The following is a 24,530-nucleotide window of genomic DNA, read 5'->3' as shown; positions in this document are numbered from 1 at the left end:
CGTCCGGTTGCGGGCGGCCTTTCAAATTCCTTTCGAAACCGTCTGAAAAATATGTTAAAGTTAAACTGAAAACGATTTCAAAGGGGGATTGGCGGATGGCACTTTTGAATCAGACAGTCGGGCAGGTCGTCCGGGAAAAGGCACAGCAGTTCCCGGACGTCGAGGCCTATGTATATCCGGAACATGGAATCCGGAAGACGTACGGTGAGTTCGATGAGGAGACCGACCGGCTGGCGAAGGCGTTCATCGGCATGGGGATCGAGAAGGGGGAACATGTCGCCATCTGGTCCGACAACAAGCGGGAATGGTTCCTGAGCCAGTTCGCGACAGGCAAGATGGGGGCCGTGCTCGTCACGGTGAACACGAACTACCAGTCGGCGGAGCTGGAGTATCTCCTCCGGCAATCCGACGCGACGACACTCATCCTCGATGAGAGCTTCAAGGGGACAAGCTATATCGACATCGTCCGTGCCGTATGCCCCGAATCTGCCGAATCAGAGAAGGGAGAGATCCGCTGCGAAGGGCTTCCGAAGCTGAAGCGGATCATCCTCATGACGGAGCGGGACGAGCCGGGGATGTACAAGTGGTCGGAACTGGAAGCGATGGCCGACGGTGTATCGGACGCCGCACTCGAAGAGCGGTTCTCCTCACTCGACCCGGATGATGTGATCAACATCCAGTACACGTCCGGCACGACCGGCTTTCCGAAGGGCGTCATGCTGACGCACAATAACGTCGTCAACAACGCTCAACTCATCGGCGACTTCATGAAGCTCACCGAGAAGGACCGGCTCTGCATTCCGGTGCCGTTTTTCCACTGCTTCGGCTGCGTGCTCAGCACGCTGACGGCCGTCACGCACGCTTCGACAAGCGTCATCGTCGAGCAGTTCAAACCGCTCACCGTGCTGCAGGCCGTCCAGGACGAGAAGTGCACGGCGCTCAACGGCGTGCCGACGATGTTCATTGCGGAGCTCGAGCACCCGGAGTTCAAGAACTTCGATACATCCTCGCTCCGGACGGGCATCATGGCGGGGTCCACTTGCCCGATCGAAGTCATGAAGAAAGTCATCCATGACATGGGCGCCGATGAAATTACGATCTGCTACGGGCAGACCGAATCCTCGCCGGTCATCACGCAGACGCGGACGGACGACCCGATCGAAAAGCGCACATCGACCGTCGGCAAGCCGCATCCTTACGTGGAAGTGAAGGTCGTGGATCCGGCGACCGGCAAAGAAGTGCCGCAGGGCGAGCCGGGCGAGCTATGCACCCGCGGCTACCATGTCATGAAGGGCTATTACAACAATGAAGAAGCGACACGCAACGCAATCGATGCGGACGGCTGGCTCCATACGGGCGACATTGCCGTCATGGACGGGGACGGCTACCTCGACATCACCGGCCGCATCAAGGACATGGTCATCCGGGGCGGGGAAAACATCTACCCGCGCGAGATCGAGGAATTCCTCTACACCCATCCGTCCGTGAGCGATGTCCAGGTCGTCGGTGTGCCGGATCCGAAATACGGGGAAGAGCTGATGGCGTGGATCATCCTGAAGAACGGCGCGAATGAAACGGAAGAATCCATCCGTGAATTCTGCAAGGGGAAGATCTCCTACCACAAGATCCCGCGCTACATCGAATTCACCGAAGAGTACCCGATGACCGCATCGGGGAAAATCCAGAAATTCAAGCTGCGGGAGATGTCCGAGCAGCGCGCAGAAGTGTAAAAAGAGAAAGAAACCGTCCGGTCCGGACGGTTTCTTTCTGTTCAGCGGATCAATCGGAACGGGAAATCCGATCGTCATCCCTCGTACAAGGTGTCTTCCAGATCTCCGTTCCCCTTGTAGATCTTCAGGATGCCATCCTTCTCATTGACGTAATCCTTCGCTTTGTCGAGCAAATCCTTTTTCGTTTTCTCCTTATAGATCTCTTTGTCGGAGTCCGATTTTTGGAGAATCCAGTCTTCGCCGTTCTCTTTCACTTCAAAAACAGGCCGGTCGCCGGAGTCTCCTTCCACATAATCCCTCGCCTGATCCATCGCAATCGGAATGGCGTGGTCGTCGGAGTATCCTTCCCGGACGAGTGCGTTGGCAATCTCGATCGCTTTGCTCCGGACTTTCTCATCCATATTTTTCATTGAAGCCGGATAGTCGTGTTCATCCCAAGGCATTCGGGTCCCTCCTTTTATTAACAGGAGTTCCCCTGCAGGCCGGGAATAAACCTGTCCGCCGACTGCGGCCGCACCGTCGCCTGCCCGTACATTCTCTCAGGCCATCCGCTCGGTCCCGCCCGGCCGTATCCCATGCCCCGCCACGGATCGCTCATTTGTCTTTCCCGGTCGATTTCCCGGGAAATATTCCGTTGCCAATCGACATTTCCAGCCGGTTTTTCGGAGTAAATTGCAACTGACAAATCAGAAATAATGAATCTTCGACATTATCTCTTATGGTACGATAGGCACAAAGGGAGGGGAACCAACATGTCTGAATCTACATTCAAGCTCATTGCAATCTTAATCTACATGGCAGCGATGCTGTTCATCGGCTGGTATGCCTATCGCCGCACGTCCAATCTGACCGACTACATGCTCGGCGGACGGTCGCTCGGACCTGCGGTCACCGCGCTCAGCGCAGGGGCGGCCGACATGTCCGGCTGGCTCCTCATGGGATTTCCGGGCGCGATTTATCTAACCGGGATGGGGGAGGCCTGGATCGGAATCGGCCTGACGCTCGGTGCGTATTTGAACTGGCTGTTCGTGGCGCCGCGACTTCGCGTCTACACGCATGTTTCGAGTGATTCGATCACGATTCCGAGTTATCTGCAGAGCCGGCTGAAAGATCCTTCGCCGCTGCTGCGGATCGCCTGCGGTGCCATCATTCTCATCTTCTTTACATTCTACGTCTCTTCTGGAATGGTCGCAGGCGGCGTGTTCTTCGAGAGCTCGTTCGGTCTTGAATATCACACGGGCCTCATCGTTGTCTCGGTGGTCGTGCTCGCCTACACGCTGTTCGGCGGATTCCTCGCCGTCAGCTACACGGATTTCGTGCAGGGCCTCATCATGTTCCTGGCGCTCATTCTCGTTCCGATTGTCGGTGTGTTCATTACGGGCGGCCCTTCCGAGACGATTGCGTCCATCAAAGAAGTGGATCCGACTCACTTGAGCCTTTTCGCCGGCACGACCGCCGCGGGTCTGATCTCCTCGATCGCCTGGGGTCTCGGGTACTTCGGACAGCCTCATATCATTGTCCGTTTCATGGCGATCAGCTCGGTCAAGGAAACGAAATCCGCCCGGCGGATCGGGATCGGCTGGATGCTGCTCAGCCTGATCGGGGCGACCTTGACGGCACTCGTCGGTGTGGCTTACTTCCATCAGAACCCGGGGCTGAAGCTGACGGACCCGGAAGCCGTCTTCATCGAGCTCGGTCAGATCATCTTCCACCCGTTCATTGCGGGAATCATGCTGGCGGCCGTGCTCGCTGCGGTCATGAGTACGATTTCGTCCCAGCTTATCGTCACTTCTTCGGCATTGATTGAAGACTTGTATAAAGCGGTCATCAAATCCGATGCGCCGGACAAGACGTACGTGCTGTACGGCAGACTCGCCGTGCTGGCAGTCGCGATCATCGCGTTCGTCCTGTCCTGGCAGCAGAACGATACGATCCTCGGGCTCGTGTCGTTCGCGTGGGCCGGTTTCGGCGGCGCGTTCGGCCCGATCATCCTGCTGTCGCTTTACTGGCGCAAGCTCACTTCGCAGGGGGCGCTCGCGGGGATGATCGTCGGCGCAGTCACCGTCATGATTTTGGGGAACGTCGATGTCCTGAAAGATAACTTGTATGAAATCGTCCCGGCGTTCGTCCTTAACATGATCGTGGCGATTCTCGTCAGCCTGATGACTTACCGGCCGAACCCGGAAATTCAGAGTGAATTCGATGAGACGCTCCAGACGCTCGCGCGGGAACGCCGCTGAGCAGACAATGGAAAAGAGGTTCCGGATCATCTCCGGAACCTCTTTTCGTGTGCGGTAATTTCTTATCGGTTGATTTTCTCTTTCTTGGACTCCGCCTCCAGCCGCTGGAAGCGCCGGATATCATGTTTGCGGATTGGTGCGGGCTCCCGCCTGAGTAGGATGATCATCGACCAGATCAGCAGGAGCAGAATGATGCCGAACGGGAGGGCGGAAGCGAGCGACGCGGTTTCCAGCCCGTTGATGCCTCCGGTGAACAGCAGCACCCCTGCAATGGCACCCATGAGCACGCCCCAGATGAGCTTGGCGGGCATCTTCGGATTGAGCGTGCCGCCGGACGTCATGCTCGCCAGAATATAGGTCGCCGAATCCGCGGATGTGACGATGAATGTAAAGATGAGCAGAATCGCCAGCACCGACAGTAACCCTGGAAGAGGGAGCGTCTGGTCGAATGTCGTGAACAGGGCGGTCGTCACATCGTCGTTGACCATCTCGGCGATATGCGTTCCCTCATTCAAGTCGTTCCACATGGCGGTTCCGCCGAAGGTCGCCACCCAGAACAGGGCGATGATCGGCGGGATGATGAGCACGCCGACGATGAATTCCCGGATCGTGCGGCCCCGGGAGACGCGGGCGACGAAGGCCCCGATGAACGGAGACCAGGCGATGACCCACGCCCAGTAGAAGACAGTCCAGTCCTGGACCCATTCCCGGCCTGAGTACGGCTCGAGTCTCAGGCTGTATTCCACGAAATGGGTGATATAGTCACCAAGTGCGACAATGAATGTCTCCATGATGAAGACCGTCGGCCCGGCGAAAAAGGTGAATAAGAGAAGTCCGAGAGCAAGGCCGAGGTTCAGGTTGCTCAAATAGCGGATGCCGCGGTTCAGGCCGGTCGTCGAAGACAGCAGATAAGCGACCATCATGATTCCGATGATGATCAGCTGCACATACGGCTCATTCGGAATGCCCCATACGGAATTGAGCCCGCCGTTCATCTGCAACACCCCGAGGCCGATCGAAGTGGCCATCCCCATGATCGTCGCAATGACGGAAAGGATGTCGATAGTCGTCTTCACCGGCTTCGCCGAACCGACGACCGGCTCCAGCGCGGTCGAAACGAGTCCGTTCTTTTTCTTCCTGAACTGCAGGAAGGCGATGACGAGGCCGGTCAGGGCGAACATCGACCATTGGCTGATTCCCCAGTGGAAGAACGAATAACCCATCGCCACGCGGGCGGTTTCCGTGGTCATCGGTTCGAGATCACGGAAGGGCGGGTTGAAAATATGGCTCATCGGTTCGGCAACTCCCCAGAAGACGAGGCCCGCGCCGAAACCGGCCGAGAACAGCATCGCAATCCAGGAGAAGAAGGAAAACTCCGGTCTTTCTTCTTCACCGCCGAGCCGGATGCTTCCGTACTTGCTGACGGCCAGGCCGAACAGGAACACGATGATGAGAAATACGGTCAGCAGATAGAACCAGCTGAATTTGTCGATTGTAAAGTCATAGATGACCGAAGCGCCCGCCGCAAATTGGTTGGGAAACACAGCTCCGATGATCACCAGCGCCAAAATAAACAACGAAGAAACTACGAATACGGGATTTTTCCACGAAGACTTGACCATGCCACTCTCCTTTTGATATTTACAGAATTACCGTCATAATGGTGTATACCCGAGGGTACCGAAGTTAGACAGCGCTTTCAAGGGCAAAACGGGTATTTGCAAGGAAGATGCGACTTTAGGGCCAGATTGGAAGAGTTCAGGGAAAGGGGAAGATCCATATGAAATTTGATCACGCCGTTTATTTCAGTGACCGGACGCCGGAGGAAGAGGCAGAGCGCTGGGCGAGGCAGGGGATGACTGCCGCTCCCGGCGGAAGCCATGAGGCATGGGGCACGCAAAACGCTTTGTTTTATGCGGGAAACGGTTACCTGGAAGCGCTGTCCGTGGAAAAACCGGAAATCGCAGGACGTTCGGAGCATCCGCTCACCCGCCTGTTGCTCCATGACCTCCGGCAGGGGCCGGGGTGGGGAACGGTCTGCCTGAGACCGGGGGATTTGCACCGGTTTGAGGAACAGCTGAAAGAGCACGGCTTCCGGACATCGGGCGTGCTGGATGCCTCCAGGCGGACCGCCTCGGGCGAACTGCTGGAATGGCAGATGCTGTTCATCGACCAGGATCCGGGAGAGTCGCTGCCGTTTCCGTTCTTCATCGACTGGGGGATGCCGGACGGGGAACGGCTGGCCGGCCTGATCGGTTCGGGGACAATGCCGGAAGAGAACCGGGCCTTCCAAATCACGGAATGCACATTCCAGGTGAAGGATCCGGTCCGGTCTGCTGTCCGCTGGTCGGAAGTGCTCGGACTCGAGGCGCCGGAAGCGGACCGGATCAGGCTGGAGAACGGTGTCGATCTCGTCTTTGTCCGGGGCGGGACGGGGCCGGAGCGGCTGGCGGATGTGACACTCATCCGGGAGCCGGAGAGCTGAACCGCGTGGTTTCAGGGTATACTGAAGGTAGGAACGGAGGGACGCCTATATGGAAGAAATGCAGGAACGTGCAGTACTCGTCGGCGTGGAACTGGACCGGGACGAGCAGTTTGACTATTCGATGGAAGAGTTGGCCAGCCTCGCGGAAGCATGCGGGGTCGAAGTGTCCGGAGCGGTCACGCAGGGACTTGACCGGGTGAATCCTTCGCATTACATCGGCTCGGGCAAAGTGAAGGAGATCAAGGCTTTCCATGACGAGACGGGTTCGAATATCGTCATTTTCAATGATGAACTGTCACCGTCCCAGATCAGAAACCTGGAGACGGAGCTTGAAACGAAAGTGATCGACCGGACGATGCTGATTTTGGATATTTTCGCCCGGCGGGCAAAGACGAAAGAGGCGCAGATGCAGGTCGAACTGGCGCAGCTCCAATATATGCTGCCGCGTCTCGTCGGTCTGCGCGCCTCGCTCAGCCGGCAGGCCGGATCAACGGGCGGCGGAGTCGCGACCCGGGGGCCGGGGGAGACGAAGCTTGAACTCGACCGGCGGAAAATCGAGGATCAGATCGCCCGCCTGCGAAGAGAACTGGAATCCGTCAAGGTCCACCGGGAAACGCAGCGGAAACGCCGGGTGAAGCGGGAAGTGCCGGTCGTCTCGCTCGTCGGCTACACGAACGCCGGAAAGTCGACGATCATGAATGGGATGCTGTCGGGACTCGGAGAAGAAGGAGGCCGGCAAGTGCTGGAGAAGGACATGCTGTTCGCGACGCTGGATACGTCTGTCCGCAACATCCACCTGGAGGACAACCGGGAATTTCTGCTGACCGACACGGTCGGATTCGTCGGCCGGCTGCCCCATCACCTCGTCAAGGCATTCCGCTCGACGCTTGAGGAGGCGGCGGATGCGGACCTGCTCCTGCAGGTCGTCGACGTTTCCCATCCGGAGTACCGGTATATGATGGAAGTCACGGAAGAGACCCTCTCCGACATCGGCATCGAAGGCATCCCGGAACTGTTCGTCTATAACAAGTCGGACCTCGCCGGCCTGGAACATCCGAGGGTCCAGGACAGCAGCATCTGGATGTCCGCAAAAGACGAGGAGGACATCCATGTGCTCACCCGTCTGATCGCCTCGAAAGTGTTCGGCGATTATGTCCGCTGCCGGCTTCTCGTCCCGTTCGACCGCGGGGACATCGTGTCCTGGGTGAACGAACATGCCGACGTCCGGGAAACCGAGTATACCGAGGACGGAACGCTCATGGAAGTGGATATGAGAGAAGCGGACCGGAACCGGTTTTCCGAATTTGTCCAATAAGAAATGCCCTCTCCGCTTTCTGTGGAGAGGGCATTTTTTCGCCGATCACGCTTTCTCTTTCCGTCCGGCGACGATCAGCCAGGCGAAGAGCAGGATATTGAACAGGAACGCAAACCAGAGGATCAGCGTGGCATCCAAACCCACGACAAGGGCGCCGGCACCGACGCCGAAAATGAAAGTGACCAGACCGGCGAGCAGATTGAAGAAATCCCGACGCGCTTCCCGGTCGCGGTCGGCGATGGCCCGGTACAGCTTGTTCATCATGTTTTTCGTATTCCCCGTCATGATTCCATTGTTGATGGTCGTATTTCCGACTTTCCGGAAGATCGACAGCTCATAGCCTGCGAGCAGCCCGAGTGCAAACACCATGACCGGGTTTCCGATCGAATCTTGAAAAGAGGCCAGGAGAAGCAAGAGCGCGCCTTGGGAAATCAGGAATACCCGGTATCTTCTCAATGAATCCCCTTCCGCTTTTTCGATGGTCGCCTCTCCGACGAACGCGCCTGCCGCGAACCCGGCAAAGACGGTGATATGCTTCGCCGCTTCGTGCCAGGCTCCGGAAAACAGCTTGGCGCTGAACACAATGATGTTGCCTGTCTGTGCGCTGACGAACACCCCGTCATGCTTCATGTAGGTGTAAGCGTCAATGAATCCCATCAGAAACGTGGCGAAGATAGTCAGTGTGCTCAATGTCCTTTTGCGGTAATCGGATTTTTCTCCCATCTGTCCACCTCCCTTCTCCCAGTCCTGATTGTCTAAATATGGACGCAGTATGCCAATACCCCATTATATTGGTCCTATGCTTTCCGGGCGTGACCAGGCAGATTACCGGGAGAGCAGGAGATTCGATGTGTTTTACTTTCTGGAACGGGTAGAAGTGGAATGTGTACATCTGTTTTGGAACATATTTCTTGCTTTCCGGACAGGTGCAGAGCCGTTCAACCATGAAGGAGAGGGGAAAGTTAAATGGATAAAAAAACACGCATAATTCAAAATGAAGAATTGCCGCAGCCGAGGAGAGGGAACAAGGGAGGCGACATCTGGGGGGGCAAGGAATCCGGAGCTTGACCGCCAGAACCCGGACACGATCGTCTCGCCGGAGACGGACCATGGGACGATGCCGAGCCTCAAGTTCCCTTATGAACTGAGCCATATGCGCATCCAGGAAGGCGGCTGGTCGCGGGAAGTGACAGCCAGGGAAATGCCGGCGTCGGATACGATTGCCGGCGTGAACATGCACCTGGAACCGGGCGGGGTCCGGGAGCTTCACTGGCATAAAGAGGCGGAATGGGCATTCATGATCAAAGGGTCCGCCCGGGTGACGGCGATTGACCAGGAAGGGCAGATTTTCGTGGATGACGTCGAGGAAGGCGGCCTCTGGTACTTCCCGCCGGGCATCCCGCACTCCATCAAGGGTCTTGAGCACGGGGCGGAATTCATTCTTGTTTTTGATGACGGCTATTTCTCCGAAAACAGCACATTCTCGATTGCCGACTGGTTCGCCCATACGCCGAAAGACGTGCTTGCCGCGAATTTCGGTGTCCCGGAAGAGACATTCGACAACTTCCTGGACGGAGAGCTTTATATGTTCCAGGGCGAAGTGCCGGGACCGATCATCCAGGAACTGCCGGAAGACGCGAACCGCGGAGTCCAGTCGCCGTTCACGTTCAGCCTGTATGACGTGGAGCCGGTGAAGACAAAAGGCGGCACTGCCCGTATTGCCGACTCCAGCAACTTCAAGCAGTCCAAGACGGTCGCCGCGGCGCTCGTTGAAGTCGAACCCGGCGGGATACGCGAAATGCACTGGCATCCGAACCAAGCCGAGTGGCAGTTTTATCTTGAAGGCCAGGGCCGGATGACGGTGTTCGCCGCGACCGGAAAAGCGAGAACCTATGACTACCGGGAAGGCGACGCGGGATACGTGCCATTTGCGATGGGGCATTATATCCAGAACACCGGCGACACCACGCTGAAATTCCTCGAGATGTTCAGGAGCGACCGCTTCGAGGAAATTTCCCTTAGCCGCTGGATGTCGCAGACACCGCCGAAGCTGCTCAAAGAGCATCTGCCGCTGAGCGACGACTTCATCAACAATCATCTTCACAGCGACCAGCGCCCGGTCGTGAAATGGGACCAAGACGGACAGTGAACGAATGAAAAAGCCTGCCGGAAACCGATTGATGGTTTCCCGGCAGGCTTTTGTTGTCATTGCGTGATTGTAACGTCTTTGAGCTGATAGATGCCGCTCGGATCGATCGTAAAGCCTTCGACATTGCCGGCGACGCCCGTGAGGTACTCCTGGTGATGGATATAGACCATCGGGGCATCTTCGATCAAGGTCTTCTGGATCTTTTCGTAAATGGCGAACCGGGCATCCGGATCGGTCTCCTTGCGTCCGTCGTCCAGCAGTTTGTCCACTTCGGGGTTGTCATAGAAGGAACGGTTGCCCGCATCCCCATGCTGGGACGAGTGGAACAGGGAGTAGAGTCCGTTGTCCGCGTCTCCAGTCGAGTTCGACCAGCCGAGGATGAACATGTCATGATCGCCTGCCGCCGTCTGCTTGAGATAGGCCCCGAACTCCATCTGCTGGATGCTGATGTCGATATTCAGGTCTTTCAGCTTCTGTTGCAGCAGGACGGCGATGTCGACGCGCTGCGGGTTGTCGTTCGTCCAGATTTCGGCTTTGAAGCCGTCCCCGTAGCCTGCTTCCTCAAGGAGCTTTTTCGCTTTTTCCGGGTTATGCTCGATGCCCTTGATGTTCTCATCGTAGCCGAACGATCCCGGAGCCAGCGGGCCTTCCGCCGGGATGCCGAATCCGTCGTAGATACCCTCGACGATCTCGTCATTGTCGACCATCAGGGAGATCGCCTGGCGGACGCGGACATCATCAAATGGCGCTTTCTGTGTGTTGAAGCCGAGATAGCTGAGGCTTCGGGACAGTTCCTGATTCACCTCTGCGCTGCCGGAGTCATTGATCTGCGCCACTTCGTTCGGCTGAACCGGATCGATGATGTGGGCGTTGCCGGTTTCCAGTTCCGCGACGCGCGTGGCGCTTTCCGGGACGACTTTGAATGTGACGGAGTCGGCTTTCGGTGCGCCGTTCCAGTAGTCTTCGTTTTTCACGAGCTTGATTTCCGAACCCGGGTCCCAGCTTTCGAACTTGAAATAGCCGGTGCCGACCGGGTCTGCGGAAATGACCGACCCCGGTTCCTTGCCTTCCTTCATGGCGGCATAATCCGCATCGATCGATTTCGGGCTGATCATGCTGCCGCCGTCATGCGCGAGATGCGACAGGAGCGGGGCGAACGGATAGTCCGTCTTGATCCGGACGGTATAGTCGTCGACGGCTTCCACGCTGTTGATCATTTCATACAGATAGAAACGCGGAGAGCCGACTTCCGGGTCGCGTACGCGGTCGAGGCTTTTCTTCACGGCCTCCGCATTGAAATCTTCCCCGTCGTGGAATTTGACGCCTTCCTGAAGCTTGAACTCCCAGGTTGTGTCGTCAACCTGCTCCCACTCCTTCGCGAGGCTCGGCTCAATCTCGCTGTCCGGCGTGAGCCTGACGAGCGTATCGTAAATATTGGCGTGGATGTTGTTGGACGGCACGTCGTTGGAGCCGTGCGGATCGAGCGAGGAGGCATCCGACAGGACGGCGAGCACAAGATCTCCGCCTTCCCCGTCGGCCGCCGGCGCAGTTCCGTCCTCTTTTGTTCCCTCATCCGCCGAACCGCCGCCCGCACAGGCCGCGAGGAACGCGGACAGAACGAGCAGCAGGGCCAGCAACAAACCGGTTTTCTGCTTCATGTGAATTTCCCCCTTTGTCATCACGCCATTTACCACCGCGTAATATTCAGAAAATATATCACGTTTGTCGAAGGCCGGCAATAGTTTTCTGAAAAGATGGGAAGTTAGACGGAAACAAGCGATAGATCCGCCGGAAAAAATGAAAAGACCGGTTCTGCGTAGGCAGAACCGGCCGGGAAAACCCTCAGTCGCGGTTGAACTTGGAGAGAAGGCGGAGCATCTCCAGGTAAAGCCAGACGAGCGTCGTCATGAGTCCGAGCGCGCCGATCCATTCCATACTTTTCGGGGCGCCGATCCGGACGCTGTGCTCGATCGAGTCAAAGTCGATGATGAAGTTCAGCGCCGCCACTCCGACGATCACCAGGCTGATAATGATGCCGACCGGTCCGGCGTCATGGAGGAACGGCATCGCCATGCCGAACAATCGGAGCAGGATATCGATGACATACACGACGAGAATGGCCAGTGTCGCCACGATGACACCCTTGCGGAAAGCCGGCGTCGCCTTGAGGATGCCGGTCCGGTAAAGGACGAGCATGACCGCCATGACGCCGATCGTCAGGAGGACCGCCTGCATGACGATGCCGTCGAAGAGGTTCTGGTACATGGCGGAGATCCCGCCGACGAACAGCCCTTCGAGGATGGCATAGAGCGGGACGGTGACCGGAGCGGCCGCCTGGAAGAACATCGTCACGAATACGAGCACGAGGGCGCCGATCGCCCCGCCGATCATGAGACCGAAGACGGGATCGCCCGCGAACGACTTGAACCAGACATACGCGGCGGAAGCGAACAACAGCAAGAGGGACAGCGTCGTCTTATTGACGGTGCCGGCGACGGACATCCGTTCACCGGCGTACGCGGAACGGTCGAACTCTTCATTTTTTAAAATCGGGTTATTGGATTGCAAAGGGATTGGCCTCCTGTGATGGCAGCACATGAACGGCTGCCGGTTGTATGGAATTATAGCACGGGGAACCTGAAAAAGGGAGACGGAGATACTCCTTATAGCCGCCGATCCGGTCCCGGATGCGTCTTCTATCAGGACGGCCGATTGTCCTCGGATGTTCCGGTGACACTCACGCGGCTTGCGATGACACCCATGCCATATGCGATGACACTCGATCGGCTTGCGATAACACTCGACCGGCTTGCGATGACACTCACCCGATTCCCCCCCGAACATCCAAAAAACCGGCCCCCGCCAAAAAAAGCGGGAGCCGGTTTCATCATTCATTACTCGGAAAGTGTGACGTCTTTGAGCTGGTAGATACCAGCCTGGTCGATGCTGAATCCTTTGACCTTGTCGCTGACGCCGACAAGGTACTCTTGGTGATGGATGAAGATCATCGGAGCATCATCGACGATCTGTTCCTGTGCCTTCGCATAGATGTCTACGCGTGCATCAGGATCCGTTTCTTTGCGGCCTTCATCGAGCAGTTTGTCGACTTCGGCGTTGTCATAGAACGAGCGGTTGCCCGGGTCGCCTTTCTGGGACGAGTGGAAGAGGGCATAGAGACCATAGTCTGCATCTCCCGTCGGGTTGGACCAGCCGAGGATGAACATGTCATGCTCGCCGGCAGCCGTCTTTTCGAGGTACGTGCCGAATTCCATCTGCTCGATCTTGACGTCGATGTTCAGGTCCTTCAGCTTTTGCTGGAGAAGGACAGCCATATCAACGCGCTGCGGGTTGTCGTTTGTCCAGATAGTTGTCGAGAAGCCGTCGCCGTAGCCTGCTTCTTCAAGGAGCTTCTTGGCTTCTTCCGGATTTTGCTCGATCGCTTTCAGATCTTCGTCATAGCCGAAGATGCCGGGAGCGAGCGGGCCCTTGGCCGGAACGCCGAATCCTTCGTAAACGCCTTCGATCATCTCGTCCTTGTTGACGACCATGGAGATGGCCTGACGGACGCGGACGTCGTCAAATGGTGCCTTCTCTGTGTTGAAGCCGATATACGAGAGGCTGGAAGACGGTGTCTGGTCCACCGTTGCGTTGCCGGAGTCGTTGATGCGCGCGACTTCGTTCGGCTGGACCGGATCGATGATGTGCGCGTTGCCGGTTTCGAGTTCGGCTACACGCGTTGCGCTTTCAGGGACAACCTTGAAGGCGACGGAATCGACTTTTGCCGTTCCGTTCCAATAGTCGTCGTTTTTCACGAGCTTGATTTCCGAACCCGGGCTCCAGCTGTCGAACTTGAAGAAGCCGGTGCCGACCGGATGCTCGGAAATGACGGAGCCCGGCTCTTTGCCGTCTTCCATCGCCGCATAATCTTCATCGATCGATTTCGGGCTGATGATGCTGCCGCCGTTGTGGGAAAGGTGGGCAAGCAGCGGGGCAAACGGATAGTCGGTCTTGAACTGGACCGTATAGTCGTCGATGACATCGACGCTGTTGACCATTTCGAAGAGGAAGTAGCGCGGCGAAGCGACTTTTTCATCGAGTACGCGCTCGAAGCTCTTCTTGACGGCTTCGGCATTGAAGTCTTCGCCGTCATGGAACTTGACGCCTTCTTGGAGCTTGAACTCCCAAGTCGTGTCATCGATCGCATTCCATTCGGTTGCGAGGCCTGGCTCGATCTCATTGTCATCGTTGCGTGTTACGAGTGTTTCGAAAATATTATCCTGTACGACGGAGGACGGAACATCGTTGGATCCGTGCGGGTCAAGCGAGGATGCGTCGGACAGAACCGCGAGGACGAGGTCTCCGCCTTCTGCACCTTCATCCGTAGTGCCTTCTTCTGTAGTCTTGTCGTCATCCTTGTTTTTGTCTCCGCTGTCCGAGGCGTTATTGTCGCTGCCTCCGCCGGCGCATGCCGCGAGGAACATGGACACGACAAGCATCAGGATGAACAGCAGCAGCGTACTGCGTTTGTTCTTCATGCAGTCTCCCCCTACTATTTGTTTTGACTATTACGGCGAAAACCGACCGCAATATTCAGAAAAAATATACCATAGACCGGCATGGAACACAATAGCAGTTTCATTTAATGAACGCGCAAACCTGCAAATGAGAGTCAAAGATGGGCATTATTCCTTCCTTCGAAAATTGAATTGCAAAAACGCATTCAGAATTTAGATTGTTCATGTTATAGTAACGATTAAGTATCTGATAAACGGGGCTGGGCAAATGCCTCCGCCCCAGGGGGAAAGAGGGATAGTAGCATGCCGCAGCAAGCAGCGGAAGCCGCACGGCCAAAAAGGCAATATAATCCCCGCCTTGAGATGTACAAGGGGATCTGGAGGCGGCTGAGGAAAAACAAATCGGCCGTCATCGGCGGGGGAATCGTCGTATTCTTCATCCTGCTGGCGATTTTCGGTCCGATGCTGACGACCGTGGATCCAAACGCAACTGATATTACAAACAAGAACCAGCCGCCGTCCGCGGATCACTGGTTCGGAACGGACAACTACGGACGGGATATGTTCACGCGCATCATCCACGGGACGAAGCTGACGCTCATCGTCGGATTCGTGTCCGTGGCGATCGGCGGCGTGGTCGGCGTCATTTTCGGCATCGTCGCCGGCTACTACGGCGGCTGGGTCGATACGATCATCATGCGGATCATGGACATCCTGCTCGCATTCCCGGGCATCCTTCTCGCCCTCGCGATCGTGAGTGTCCTCGGCGGAAGCCTGACGAACATGATCATCGCGATCGGGATCTTCTCCGTGCCGGCATTCGCCCGGATTGTGCGGGGGTCCGCCCTGTCGGTCCGGAAGCTCGAATACATAGACGCCATGAAAGCACTCGGTGCGTCTGACGTCCGGATCATCTTCAAGCATATCCTGCCGAACGTCACATCGCCGATCATCGTGCAGGCGACGCTGCGGATTGCGACTGCCGTCCTGACGGCGAGCGGCCTGTCATTCCTCGGTCTCGGCGCACAGCCGCCGGCACCGGAATGGGGCGCGATGCTGTCAGCCGGCCGGACTTACATGCATGACGCGCCGCATATGGTGCTCATCCCGGGGATCATGATCGTCATCGTCGTTCTCGCCTTCAACATCTTCGGCGACGGACTCCGCGATGCACTCGATCCGAAAATGAACAATTGACTGAGGGGGAAACAGAATGACCAAATATATCATCCGGCGTCTTTTGCAGACGATCCCGGTTCTCATCGGCGTGTCCATTCTCGTCTTCTCCCTGATGCACCTCATCCCGGGAGACCCGGCGCAGATCATCGCGGGGGAAGGAGCACCGGAGAAGACGGTCGAGCAGATCCGGGAGCGACTCGGACTGAACGACCCGATCCACAAGCAGTACCTTAACTATATGAGCGGCGTCGTTCAGGGCGACCTCGGGAATTCGGTCCGCAGCGGCCGCCCGGTCGTCGATGAGATCAAGACGCGCTTCTGGGTGACGGTGGAACTTGCCGCCTATGCCACGATCCTTGCCGTCTTCATCGGCCTGATGGCAGGGATCATCTCGGCGGTCCGCCATTACACATTCACCGATACGGCAATCATGGTCGTCGCCCTGTTCGGCCTCTCGATGCCGAACTTCTGGCTCGGGCTCCTGCTCATCGACTGGTTTGCGATCGGCGGGGACTGGCTGCCGGAATGGGCGAAACTGAGGCCTTCCGGCTGGGGTGACAGCTGGCGTCAGGTCGTCCTGCCGGTCATCACGCTCGGGACCGGGGGTGCGGCGATCATCGCCCGCATGACCCGTTCCTCGATGCTTGAAGTCATCGGCCAGGATTATATCCGGACGGCGCGGGCAAAGGGCCTTTCCGACCGGATCGTCACGTACCGGCATGCGCTGAAAAATGCGCTCATCCCGGTCGTCACCGTCGTCGGGCTCGAATTCGGCGGATTCCTCGGCGGGGCGGTCCTCACCGAGACGATCTTCGCCATCAACGGCATGGGGCGGCTCACCGTCCAGGCGATCAACACCCGGGACTTCCCGATCGTCCAGGGAGCGGTCCTCGTGATCGCCGTCCTGTTCGTCTTCGTCAACCTGATCGTGGATATCTCATATAAATTGCTCAACAAGCGGATCGACCTCGGCTGATTCAGAACCGGCCAATGGGCCCAAGGGGGAAGCAACATGGAAGAAACCATCCTGGACGTGCGCGACCTGCGCACCTCCTTCTTTACGGATGAGGGGGAAGTGAAGGCCGTTGACGGCGTCAGCTTCTCCGTCCCGAAAGGAAAGACAATCGGCATCGTCGGCGAGTCCGGCTCGGGCAAGAGCATCACCTCGCTGTCGATCCTCCGCCTGCTCGCCTCGAACGGCAAGGTCGTCGGCGGGGAAGTGCGGTTCAAGGGCGACAACCTGCTCACCTATACGGAAAAGAAAATGCGGAGCCTCCGGGGCAATAAGATCTCGATGATCTTCCAGGAGCCGATGACTTCGCTCAACCCGGTGTTCACCGTCGGCCAGCAGATCTCCGAAACGCTGATCGAGCACCAGGACATGGGGAAAAAGGCGGCGATGGCCAAGTCTGTCGACCTGCTGAAGCTCGTCGGCATCCCGTCGCCCGAAAAACGGGTGAAACAGTATCCGTATGAGCTGTCCGGCGGCATGCGCCAGCGGGTCATGATCGCGATGGCGCTCGCCTGCAATCCGGAAATCCTCATCGCGGACGAACCGACGACCGCACTCGACGTGACGATCCAGGCGCAGATCCTCGGGCTGATCCGGGATCTCCAGAAGCGCATGGGCATGTCCGTCGTCCTCATCACGCACGATCTCGGCGTCGTTGCCGAGACGTGCGACTATGTCGCCGTCATGTACGCGGGACAGGTCGTCGAATACAGCGACGTCCGGACTTTGTTCCGCGAGCCGAAGCACCCGTACACGATCGGGCTGCTGAAATCATTGCCGCGCCCGGACGAGGATCAGGAGAAACTGATTCCGATCGACGGCACGGTCCCGACGCCGCTGAACATGCCGGTCGGCTGCCGGTTCCATCCGCGTTGCCCGGCCGCGACCGATCTGTGCCGCGCCGTCATGCCGGAGCTGTTCGACGACGGCGAGGGCAACCAGGTCCGCTGCTGGATCTACGATGAAAAATGGCCGGGAGAAAAGGAGGTGGACGTCTTTGGCGAAGAAAGAATTGCTCGTCGTTGACGGGCTGAAACAGTATTTCCCGATCAAGGGCGGCTTCCTCGGCCGGACGGTCAACCACGTCAAAGCGGTCGATGACATCAGCTTCACCGTACATGAAGGCGAAACCGTCTCCATCGTCGGCGAATCCGGCTGCGGCAAGTCGACGACCGGACGCGCCATCCTGCGGCTTGAGGAACCGACCGAAGGAAAGGTGTTCTTTGAAGGGGAAGACCTGACAACCTTATCGAAAGGCGACATGCGGAAGCACCGGAAGGACCTGCAGATCATCTTCCAGGACCCGTACGCGTCGATCAACCCTCGCCAGACCGTCTCGGACGTTCTGAATGAAGCGATGGAAATCCAGAAAGTGCTCCCGAGAAAGGACCGCCGAAAACGGATCATCGAGCTGCTCGAAACGGTCGGGCTGAATGCCGCGCAGGCGGACCGCTATCCCCATGAATTTTCCGGCGGCCAGCGACAGCGGATCGGCATTGCCCGCGCCCTTTCCGTGGACCCGAAGCTCATCATCTGCGACGAGGCCGTCTCGGCGCTTGACGTATCGATCCAGGCGCAGGTGCTGAACCTGCTCGCCGAACTGCAGAAAGAATACAACTTGACCTATCTGTTCATCTCCCATGACCTCGGCGTCGTCCGGCACATCTCGGACCGCGTCATCGTCATGTATCTCGGGAAAATCATGGAGATCGGCGACAAGCACTCGATCTTCGACAGCCCGAAACACCCATACACGAAGGCACTCCTGTCGGCCATTCCCGTGCCGGATCCCGACCGTGAACGGAACCACATCGTCCTCCGCGGCGATGTCCCGTCTCCGATCGACCCGCCGACCGGCTGCCGGTTCCACACCCGGTGCCCGTTCGCCCAGGAAAAATGCCGCACCGACGTGCCGGAACTCTACCGCCACGACAGCATGAAAGAAGGCCACGAAGCCGCCTGCCACTTCGTCGAAGAAATCGAAAGCGGCGAACTGCAGCCGAACTACATGGAAACCGCCGCATTTTAATAAGAACAAACCGGAAGCCCGCAGTCATCGCGGGCTTCCGGTTTTTTGATTGAGGAGTTGGGGGTGCAAGGGGAGCGTGGAAATTACAATAGGGCGGCAGGATTTGAAATATGGAGAGTGGATTTACAATATGGCAGAGGGATTTGAAATATGGAGAGTGGATTTACAATATGGGAGGGGAAATTGAAACATAGAGAGCGGAATTATAATATGGAGAGGGAATTTAAAATATGGAGAGTAGATTTACAATATGGGAGGGGAAATTGAAATATGGAGAGTAGATTTATAATATGGGAGAGGGATTTGAAATATGGAGAGCAGGTTTACAATATGGCAGAGGGATTTGAAATATGGAAAGCAGATTTACAATATGGAGAGGGGAAATTGAAATATGGAGAGTAGATTTACAATATGGGAGAGGGATTTGAAACATGGAGAGTGGATTTACAATATGGAGAGAGAATTTAAAACATGGAGAGCAGATTTACAATATGGCAGAGGGATTTGAAATATGGAGAGTGGATTTACAATATGGAGAGGGGAAATTGAAATATGGAGAGTAGATTTACAATATGGGAGAGGGATTTGAAACATGGAGAGTGGATTTACAATATGGAGAGGGAATTTAAAACATGGAGGGCAGAATTACAATATGAGAGGGGAAATTGAAATATGGAGAGTAGATTTACAATATGGGAGAGGGATTTGAAATATGGAGAGCAGGTTTACAATACATTGAGCCAAACGTTCCTCCACAGGCGGCTCACCAATTGAAGCACACTCCACTCTTTGCCGAAGTTGACACTTACACTCGCAAAGTTGCCATTCACCCGATTAAAATTAGCACTCGACATAAAAAGATTGACACTCGCCATAACAAAGTTGACACTCTCCCATTTGCCCAATAAGCGAAGCGGGCCCTTCCTAAAGTCAAAAACCCCCCGCCCGCTAAAAAGGGACAGGGGGTTTCAACTATAGCACCAATAGTCCGGTCAGACCGCTCGCAATCCCGAGCAATACAACCGAGCCTGCGGTGAACCACAGGACTTTGCGCGGGAAGGAGCGGGCGACGAGCAGCAGCGACGGCAGGCTGATGGCGGGAAGCGTGAGGAGCAGTGCACCGGCCGGGCCGGCGCCGAGTCCTGCTGACATGAACGTCTGGATGATCGGGATTTCGGCGGCTGTCGGAATGACGAACAGCATGCCGCCGATCGCGAAAAGCACGATCATCAGGACAGTATTCGGCGAAACGTCTGCGACGAGCGGGAACAGCCACGGCCGGACGAGTGCGATGACCAGGACGGAGAGGAAGTAGGTCGGCAGGACATAAAGTGCCATCGTCCCGAGGCTCTTCATCCAACGGGCGAAGAATGGTCCGCCGTCGTCTTCCTCGGCTTTCTCCACGACCCGGTCCACTTCGGCGGGCACCGCATTCGGCGCGAACCGGTTGGCAAGATAGCTGACCCCGAAGACGAGCAGGAGTCCGAAGCCGACGCGCAGAAGCGTGAACTTCCAGGACAGGACGAATGTCATGAAAATGAGGACTGCCGGATTAAGCACAGGGTTCCCGAGCCAGAATGCGAGCGCGGCGCCGACCGAGACATTCTTTTTGCGAAGGCCGGCTGCGACCGGTGCTGCACAGCATGTGCACATCATTCCCGGCAGCGAGGACAGCCCGCCGATCGCTGTGCTGCCAAATGATGTTTTGCCAAGAACGCGCATCAGCCAGTTCGACGGAATGAGCACCTGGACGAGCGAGCCGAGCAGGATCCCGAGTATGGCGGCCTTCCAGACGGCGTTGAAGTATGAGATGACATATGACCAAGTGCCGGCCCAGGAGAAGCCGGAATCCGCCGGGTCGCCGAGGATCGAGTCACCGATGGAATGAGTGGTCGCGGCCGTGAGGCTCTTGCCGTAATAGGGCATCCACTTCACATAGGCGAGGCCGGCCACCGCGACGAGCAGGAATAAGGCCACATATAATACCGTCCGTTTTGAAGAAGACGGGCTTGTTGCAGGGTCGTTCACTTTCAGGACCTCCGAAAAAATGGATTTATTCAACCGACTTATCGTACTGCAAATTTATCGATGTGTCCATACCCGGCGGGAGTCATCCCCGAGCCTCATCAAAAAAGCCCCATTCCTCAAAAGGAACGGGGTCACTGATCACACTTCCTGGAACTGGATATTATGCAGCCGGGCGAACAGGCCGCCTTTTCGAACGAGTTCATCATACGTTCCGTCTTCGGCGATGCCGTCTTTCGTGACGACGAGGACACGGTCGGCGTCGCGGATGGTCGCGAGCCGGTGGGCGATGACGAGCGTCGTCCGATCTTCTGACAGTTCGGCGAGCGACTGCTGGATGATGCGCTCGGTTTCGGTGTCGAGTGCGGAAGTCGCTTCGTCCAAGATCAAAATCGGAGGGTTCTTGAGGAACATGCGGGCGATGGCGAGCCGTTGCTTCTGGCCGCCGGACAGCTTCAGTCCGCGTTCGCCGATTTCGGTTGCATAGCCGTCCTGCAGATCAGCGATGAACTCTTCCAGGTGGGCCTTGCGCGCCGCTTCATACACTTCTTCCTCGGTGGCTCCGAGCTTTCCGTAGGCGATGTTTTCGAAAATCGTTCCGGTGAACAGGAAGACATCCTGCTGGACGATGCCGATCTGGGCGCGGAGCGACTGCATCGTCATGTCCCGGATATCGATGCCGTCGCCGTTGATCTCCAGCAATAAGACCTGTGCACCCGCGGCCGTGATGCCGCGGGTTTTTCCTTGTCCGGATTGCGGGAGAATGTGCAGGCCGGAGAAGGGCATAAATATGAAGAGTCGGTCCGGGGGAGGGCCAGGGCGCGCCTGACGGACGACGATCGCGCCTCCGAAAACGCATAGTGCGCCTTCGAAAAATCCGTGGCAAAGAACACGCCTCCAGAAACGGTCCGCGCGCCTCTGAATCCCCGCCATGCGCCTTCGAAAATCCCCGGCCGAAAAACGTCCCTCTAAGTCCCCACGCACATCCCCCCAAAGCCCCCCAAAGCCCCTACATTTCCCAAATCCTCGCACATTTCCATGACAATCTCATCAAACGCCGCTCTCACTGATAATCATTTTCAATTATCCTTTGACATCACTTGCGCCCGTGCTATAATAGGCATTGCGAAGGGCGTTGATAATCATTTTCAACGGAACATTCTCAATCGCCTTTCAAATAGTTATGCATCGGGGATAGCCATGAAGAAACGTTACTTGCTCGCCGGGCTCCTCGTCCTGTCGTTCCTTTCTTTGTTCGTCGGGGCGAGCAGCATCACACCAGCGGATCTCCTGAATCCAGGATCCGAAGAAATGGAAATATTCCTGATCAGCCGGCTTCCGAGGCTCATCGCCATCTTGCTCGCAGGAGCAGGGATGAGCATTACCGGACTGATCATGCAGCAGCTGAGCCGCAATAAGTTTGTATCGCCGACGACAGCCGGGACGCTTGATGCGACGCGGCTGGGGATCCTCGTCTCGATGCTGCTTTTCGCGAATGCGACGACCCTCGAGAAGATGGCCATCGCGTTTGCATTCGCACTTGCCGGCACGCTGCTGTTCATGCAGATCCTCGAGCGCATCAAGTTCAAGGACGCGATTTTCATCCCGCTCGTCGGTCTCATGTTCGGGAATATCCTCTCCTCGCTGACGACATTCTTTGCCTACCGGGCGAATGTCATCCAAAACATGTCGGCCTGGCTGCAGGGGGATTTCTCGATGATCATGAAAGGACGCTACGAGCTGCTGTACATCAGCATCCCGGTCCTGATCATCGCCTACCTGTACGCCAACCGGTTCACGGTCGCGGGCATGGGAGAAGACTTCTCGAAGAACCTCGGACTCAACTACCGCTGGGTGCTCAACTTTGGGCTGATCCTCGTTGCGTTGATCACGACGACGGTCGTCCTCACGGTCGGCATGATTCCGTTCCTTGGCCTCATCATCCCGAACATCGTCTCCATCATGAAAGGGGACCATTTACAGAAGACATTGCCGCACACGGCGCTTCTCGGGGCGATTTTCCTGCTCCTCTGCGACATTCTCGGACGTGTGCTCATCTATCCATATGAAATCTCGATCAGCCTGATGGTCGGGGTCATCGGCAGCGGGATTTTCCTCTACCTGCTGTTCAGGGGGAAAGCCTATGCGTGACTCCTACAAGCTGATCATCCTTTATGCGGCGGCCGCCATATTCGCCGGGCTGTATCTGTTCCACGGCCTGAACGGCAGCTTCGACTACGCCCTCCCGAGAAGGGGCGTGAAGGTCGCAGCCATGGCCATCACGGGCGTCGCCATCGCCTATGCGACGGTCGTCTTCCAGACGATCACGCAGAACCGCATCCTGACGCCGAGCATCATGGGGCTGGATTCGCTTTATCTGCTTCTCCAGACGGTGATCATCTTCTTCCTGGGCTCGACCCACGTGACGGTCGTCAACAAACAGGTGAACTTCGTCCTGTCGGTGGCCGTGATGATCATCTTCGCCCTGCTGCTTTATCAGTTTCTATTCAAAAAAGGGCAGCGTCCGGTCTACTTCCTGTTGCTCGTCGGGATTATCGTCGGTACTTTCTTCGGAAGCATATCGACTTTCCTGCAAGTGCTCATCGATCCGAATGAGTTCCTCCGGGTGCAGGACCGGATGTTCGCAAGCTTCAATAACGTCAACTCGGACCTCGTCTGGCTGTCGGCGGCGGTCGTAGCCGTCTGCATCGCGATCGGGTGGCGCCAGCTCCGCTATATGGACGTCATTTCGCTCGGCCGGGACATCGCCGTCAACCTCGGCGTCCCGTATGACCGGCTCGTCAAGCAGACGCTCGTCCTGTCATCTGTGCTGATCGCGGTCTCCACTGCGCTCGTCGGGCCGATTACGTTCTTCGGCCTGATCGTGGCCAACTTGAGTTACCAGTTCCTCAGATCCTTCAAGCACTCCATCCTGATCACCGGCGCGGTCGGCATGAGCCTGCTCATGCTGATCGGCGGCCAGTGGATCGTGGAACGCGTCTTCACGTTCTCGACGACGCTGAGCGTCATCATCAACTTCGTCGGCGGCGTGTACTTCATCTATCTACTACTTAAGGAGAGTCGATCCGCATGATCCAAGTCCGTGAACTGTCCAAGTTTTATGGCAAGAAAGCCGTCGTCGAAAAAGTCTCTGTCAATATCCAGCGCGGCAAGATCACCTCGTTCATCGGGCCGAACGGAGCGGGGAAGTCCACGCTCCTCTCGATGGTCAGCCGGCTGCTTGATGCGGATACAGGTGAAGTGCTCGTCGACAAGGATGATGTCCGCAAGATGAAATCCGATGAGTTCTCGAAGCGCGTTTCCATCCTGAAGCAATCCAACTTCATGAACGTCCGCTTGACGGTGCGCGAACTTGTGTCGTTCGGCCGGTTCCCTCACTCGAAGGGACGGCTGAATGCAGAGGATCTGCGCATCATCGACCAGGCGATCGACTATATGGCCCTGGACGACATCCAGCACAGTTTCCTTGATGAGCTGTCGGGCGGCCAGCGCCAGCGTGCATTCATTTCCATGGTCATTGCGCAGGATACGGAGTACATCCTGCTCGATGAGCCGCTCAACAACCTTGACATGAAGCACTCCGTCCAGATCATGAAGATCCTTCGCAGGCTCGTCGATGAGCTCGGCAAGACGGTCGTCATTGTCCTGCACGACATCAACTTTGCATCGGTTTATTCGGACCGCATCGTCGCGCTGAAAAACGGGCGGGTCGTGAAAGACGGGCCGACCGAAGACATCATCAACTCGGATTCGCTGAAAGAAATCTACGACATGGACATTCCGATCAAGCAGATGAGCAACTGCCGGATCTGCGTCTACTTCAACTCCTGA

Annotated in this window: 19 protein-coding genes and 1 pseudogene; 12 read left to right on the top strand and 8 right to left on the bottom strand. The window is 56.8% G+C overall.

Going from position 1 to position 24,530, the window contains the following annotated elements; translation table 11 throughout:
* Positions 1 to 74: 74 nt before the first annotated feature.
* A complete protein-coding gene (locus BN1189_RS03240) occupies positions 75 to 1,730 on the top strand; it encodes an AMP-binding protein (protein WP_257125381.1) in 1,656 nt (551 codons plus the stop codon).
* 74 nt (positions 1,731 to 1,804) lie between these two features.
* On the opposite strand, the gene BN1189_RS03235 is transcribed toward BN1189_RS03240, so the two are convergent.
* Positions 1,805 to 2,173 carry a hypothetical protein gene (locus tag BN1189_RS03235; protein ID WP_040225371.1) on the bottom strand — a complete coding sequence of 123 codons (369 nt, stop codon included), beginning with the start codon at positions 2,171 to 2,173 and terminating at the stop codon, positions 1,805 to 1,807.
* 309 nt (positions 2,174 to 2,482) lie between these two features.
* Here BN1189_RS03235 and putP point away from each other — a divergent pair, with 309 nt between their 5' ends.
* Complete coding sequence (putP, locus tag BN1189_RS03230) at positions 2,483 to 3,970, top strand: sodium/proline symporter PutP (RefSeq protein ID WP_040225369.1); 1,488 nt, start codon at positions 2,483 to 2,485, stop codon at positions 3,968 to 3,970.
* A gap of 62 nt (positions 3,971 to 4,032) precedes the next feature.
* Here putP and BN1189_RS03225 read toward each other — a convergent pair whose 3' ends face one another.
* Positions 4,033 to 5,592: a BCCT family transporter gene (locus tag BN1189_RS03225; RefSeq protein WP_040225367.1), complete on the bottom strand. Its 1,560-nt coding sequence runs from the start codon at positions 5,590 to 5,592 to the stop codon at positions 4,033 to 4,035.
* A 158-nt stretch (positions 5,593 to 5,750) separates the two neighbouring features.
* Between BN1189_RS03225 and BN1189_RS03220 the strand changes: the two genes are divergently transcribed.
* Positions 5,751 to 6,455 (top strand): VOC family protein, encoded by a 705-nt coding sequence (locus BN1189_RS03220; RefSeq protein ID WP_040225364.1) that lies wholly within the window; start codon positions 5,751 to 5,753, stop codon positions 6,453 to 6,455.
* Positions 6,456 to 6,504: 49 nt separating this feature from the next.
* Complete coding sequence (hflX, locus tag BN1189_RS03215; protein ID WP_040225361.1) at positions 6,505 to 7,770, top strand: GTPase HflX; 1,266 nt, start codon at positions 6,505 to 6,507, stop codon at positions 7,768 to 7,770.
* A gap of 45 nt (positions 7,771 to 7,815) precedes the next feature.
* Here hflX and BN1189_RS03210 read toward each other — a convergent pair whose 3' ends face one another.
* Positions 7,816 to 8,493: a YoaK family protein gene (locus BN1189_RS03210; RefSeq protein ID WP_040225359.1), complete on the bottom strand. Its 678-nt coding sequence runs from the start codon at positions 8,491 to 8,493 to the stop codon at positions 7,816 to 7,818.
* Positions 8,494 to 8,764: 271 nt separating this feature from the next.
* Here BN1189_RS03210 and BN1189_RS03205 point away from each other — a divergent pair, with 271 nt between their 5' ends.
* Positions 8,765 to 9,919 carry a cupin domain-containing protein gene (locus tag BN1189_RS03205; RefSeq protein WP_082194113.1) on the top strand — a complete coding sequence of 385 codons (1,155 nt, stop codon included), beginning with the start codon at positions 8,765 to 8,767 and terminating at the stop codon, positions 9,917 to 9,919.
* A gap of 56 nt (positions 9,920 to 9,975) precedes the next feature.
* Here BN1189_RS03205 and BN1189_RS03200 read toward each other — a convergent pair whose 3' ends face one another.
* The 3 genes from BN1189_RS03200 to BN1189_RS03190 form a co-directional block, all read right to left on the bottom strand.
* The gene (locus BN1189_RS03200) at positions 9,976 to 11,577 is read right to left on the bottom strand and encodes a glutathione ABC transporter substrate-binding protein (protein ID WP_040225357.1); all 1,602 of its coding nucleotides are present in this window, start codon (positions 11,575 to 11,577) and stop codon (positions 9,976 to 9,978) included.
* A 184-nt stretch (positions 11,578 to 11,761) separates the two neighbouring features.
* The gene (locus BN1189_RS03195) at positions 11,762 to 12,487 is read right to left on the bottom strand and encodes a Bax inhibitor-1/YccA family protein (protein ID WP_306610685.1); all 726 of its coding nucleotides are present in this window, start codon (positions 12,485 to 12,487) and stop codon (positions 11,762 to 11,764) included.
* Between the two features lie 326 nt (positions 12,488 to 12,813).
* Entirely contained in the window at positions 12,814 to 14,454 is a 1,641-nt protein-coding gene (locus tag BN1189_RS03190) for a glutathione ABC transporter substrate-binding protein (protein ID WP_040225354.1), read from the bottom strand.
* Between the two features lie 282 nt (positions 14,455 to 14,736).
* Between BN1189_RS03190 and nikC the strand changes: the two genes are divergently transcribed.
* The 4 genes from nikC to BN1189_RS03170 are packed head-to-tail and all read left to right on the top strand — an operon-like array spanning position 14,737 to position 18,653.
* Positions 14,737 to 15,630, top strand: coding sequence for a nickel transporter permease (nikC, locus tag BN1189_RS03185; RefSeq protein WP_040225352.1), 894 nt, complete (start codon positions 14,737 to 14,739; stop codon positions 15,628 to 15,630).
* A 16-nt stretch (positions 15,631 to 15,646) separates the two neighbouring features.
* On the top strand, positions 15,647 to 16,588 hold the full coding sequence (locus BN1189_RS03180) for an ABC transporter permease (protein WP_040225350.1): 942 nt from the start codon (positions 15,647 to 15,649) through the stop codon (positions 16,586 to 16,588).
* Between the two features lie 36 nt (positions 16,589 to 16,624).
* Positions 16,625 to 17,650, top strand: a complete 1,026-nt coding sequence (locus BN1189_RS03175; RefSeq protein WP_040225348.1) for an ABC transporter ATP-binding protein — start codon at positions 16,625 to 16,627, stop codon at positions 17,648 to 17,650.
* Complete coding sequence (locus BN1189_RS03170) at positions 17,622 to 18,653, top strand: ABC transporter ATP-binding protein (RefSeq protein ID WP_040225345.1); 1,032 nt, start codon at positions 17,622 to 17,624, stop codon at positions 18,651 to 18,653. Before BN1189_RS03175 ends, BN1189_RS03170 begins: the two co-directional genes overlap by 29 nt.
* Before the next feature lie 972 nt (positions 18,654 to 19,625).
* Here BN1189_RS03170 and BN1189_RS03165 read toward each other — a convergent pair.
* Together BN1189_RS03165 and BN1189_RS03160 are read right to left on the bottom strand one after the other, a co-directional pair.
* Positions 19,626 to 20,687 carry a permease gene (locus BN1189_RS03165; protein WP_052455609.1) on the bottom strand — a complete coding sequence of 354 codons (1,062 nt, stop codon included), beginning with the start codon at positions 20,685 to 20,687 and terminating at the stop codon, positions 19,626 to 19,628.
* A 132-nt stretch (positions 20,688 to 20,819) separates the two neighbouring features.
* Positions 20,820 to 21,431: pseudogene (locus tag BN1189_RS03160) on the bottom strand (ABC transporter ATP-binding protein); the annotation flags it as partial.
* 447 nt (positions 21,432 to 21,878) lie between these two features.
* Between BN1189_RS03160 and BN1189_RS03155 the strand changes: the two are divergent.
* The 3 genes from BN1189_RS03155 to BN1189_RS03145 are packed head-to-tail and all read left to right on the top strand — an operon-like array spanning position 21,879 to position 24,530.
* The gene (locus tag BN1189_RS03155) at positions 21,879 to 22,829 is read left to right on the top strand and encodes an ABC transporter permease (protein WP_040225339.1); all 951 of its coding nucleotides are present in this window, start codon (positions 21,879 to 21,881) and stop codon (positions 22,827 to 22,829) included.
* The gene (locus BN1189_RS03150) at positions 22,822 to 23,772 is read left to right on the top strand and encodes an iron chelate uptake ABC transporter family permease subunit (protein WP_040225337.1); all 951 of its coding nucleotides are present in this window, start codon (positions 22,822 to 22,824) and stop codon (positions 23,770 to 23,772) included. Before BN1189_RS03155 ends, BN1189_RS03150 begins: the two co-directional genes overlap by 8 nt.
* Positions 23,769 to 24,530: an iron ABC transporter ATP-binding protein gene (locus tag BN1189_RS03145; protein WP_040225335.1), complete on the top strand. Its 762-nt coding sequence runs from the start codon at positions 23,769 to 23,771 to the stop codon at positions 24,528 to 24,530. The genes BN1189_RS03150 and BN1189_RS03145 overlap by 4 nt, the downstream gene beginning before the upstream one ends.

This window comes from Bhargavaea cecembensis (assembly GCF_000826125.2).
Lineage (GTDB): Bacteria > Bacillota > Bacilli > Bacillales_A > Planococcaceae > Bhargavaea > Bhargavaea cecembensis_B.
Note: the sequence above shows the minus strand (reverse complement) of the source record. Positions and strands in the feature narration are given on the sequence as shown.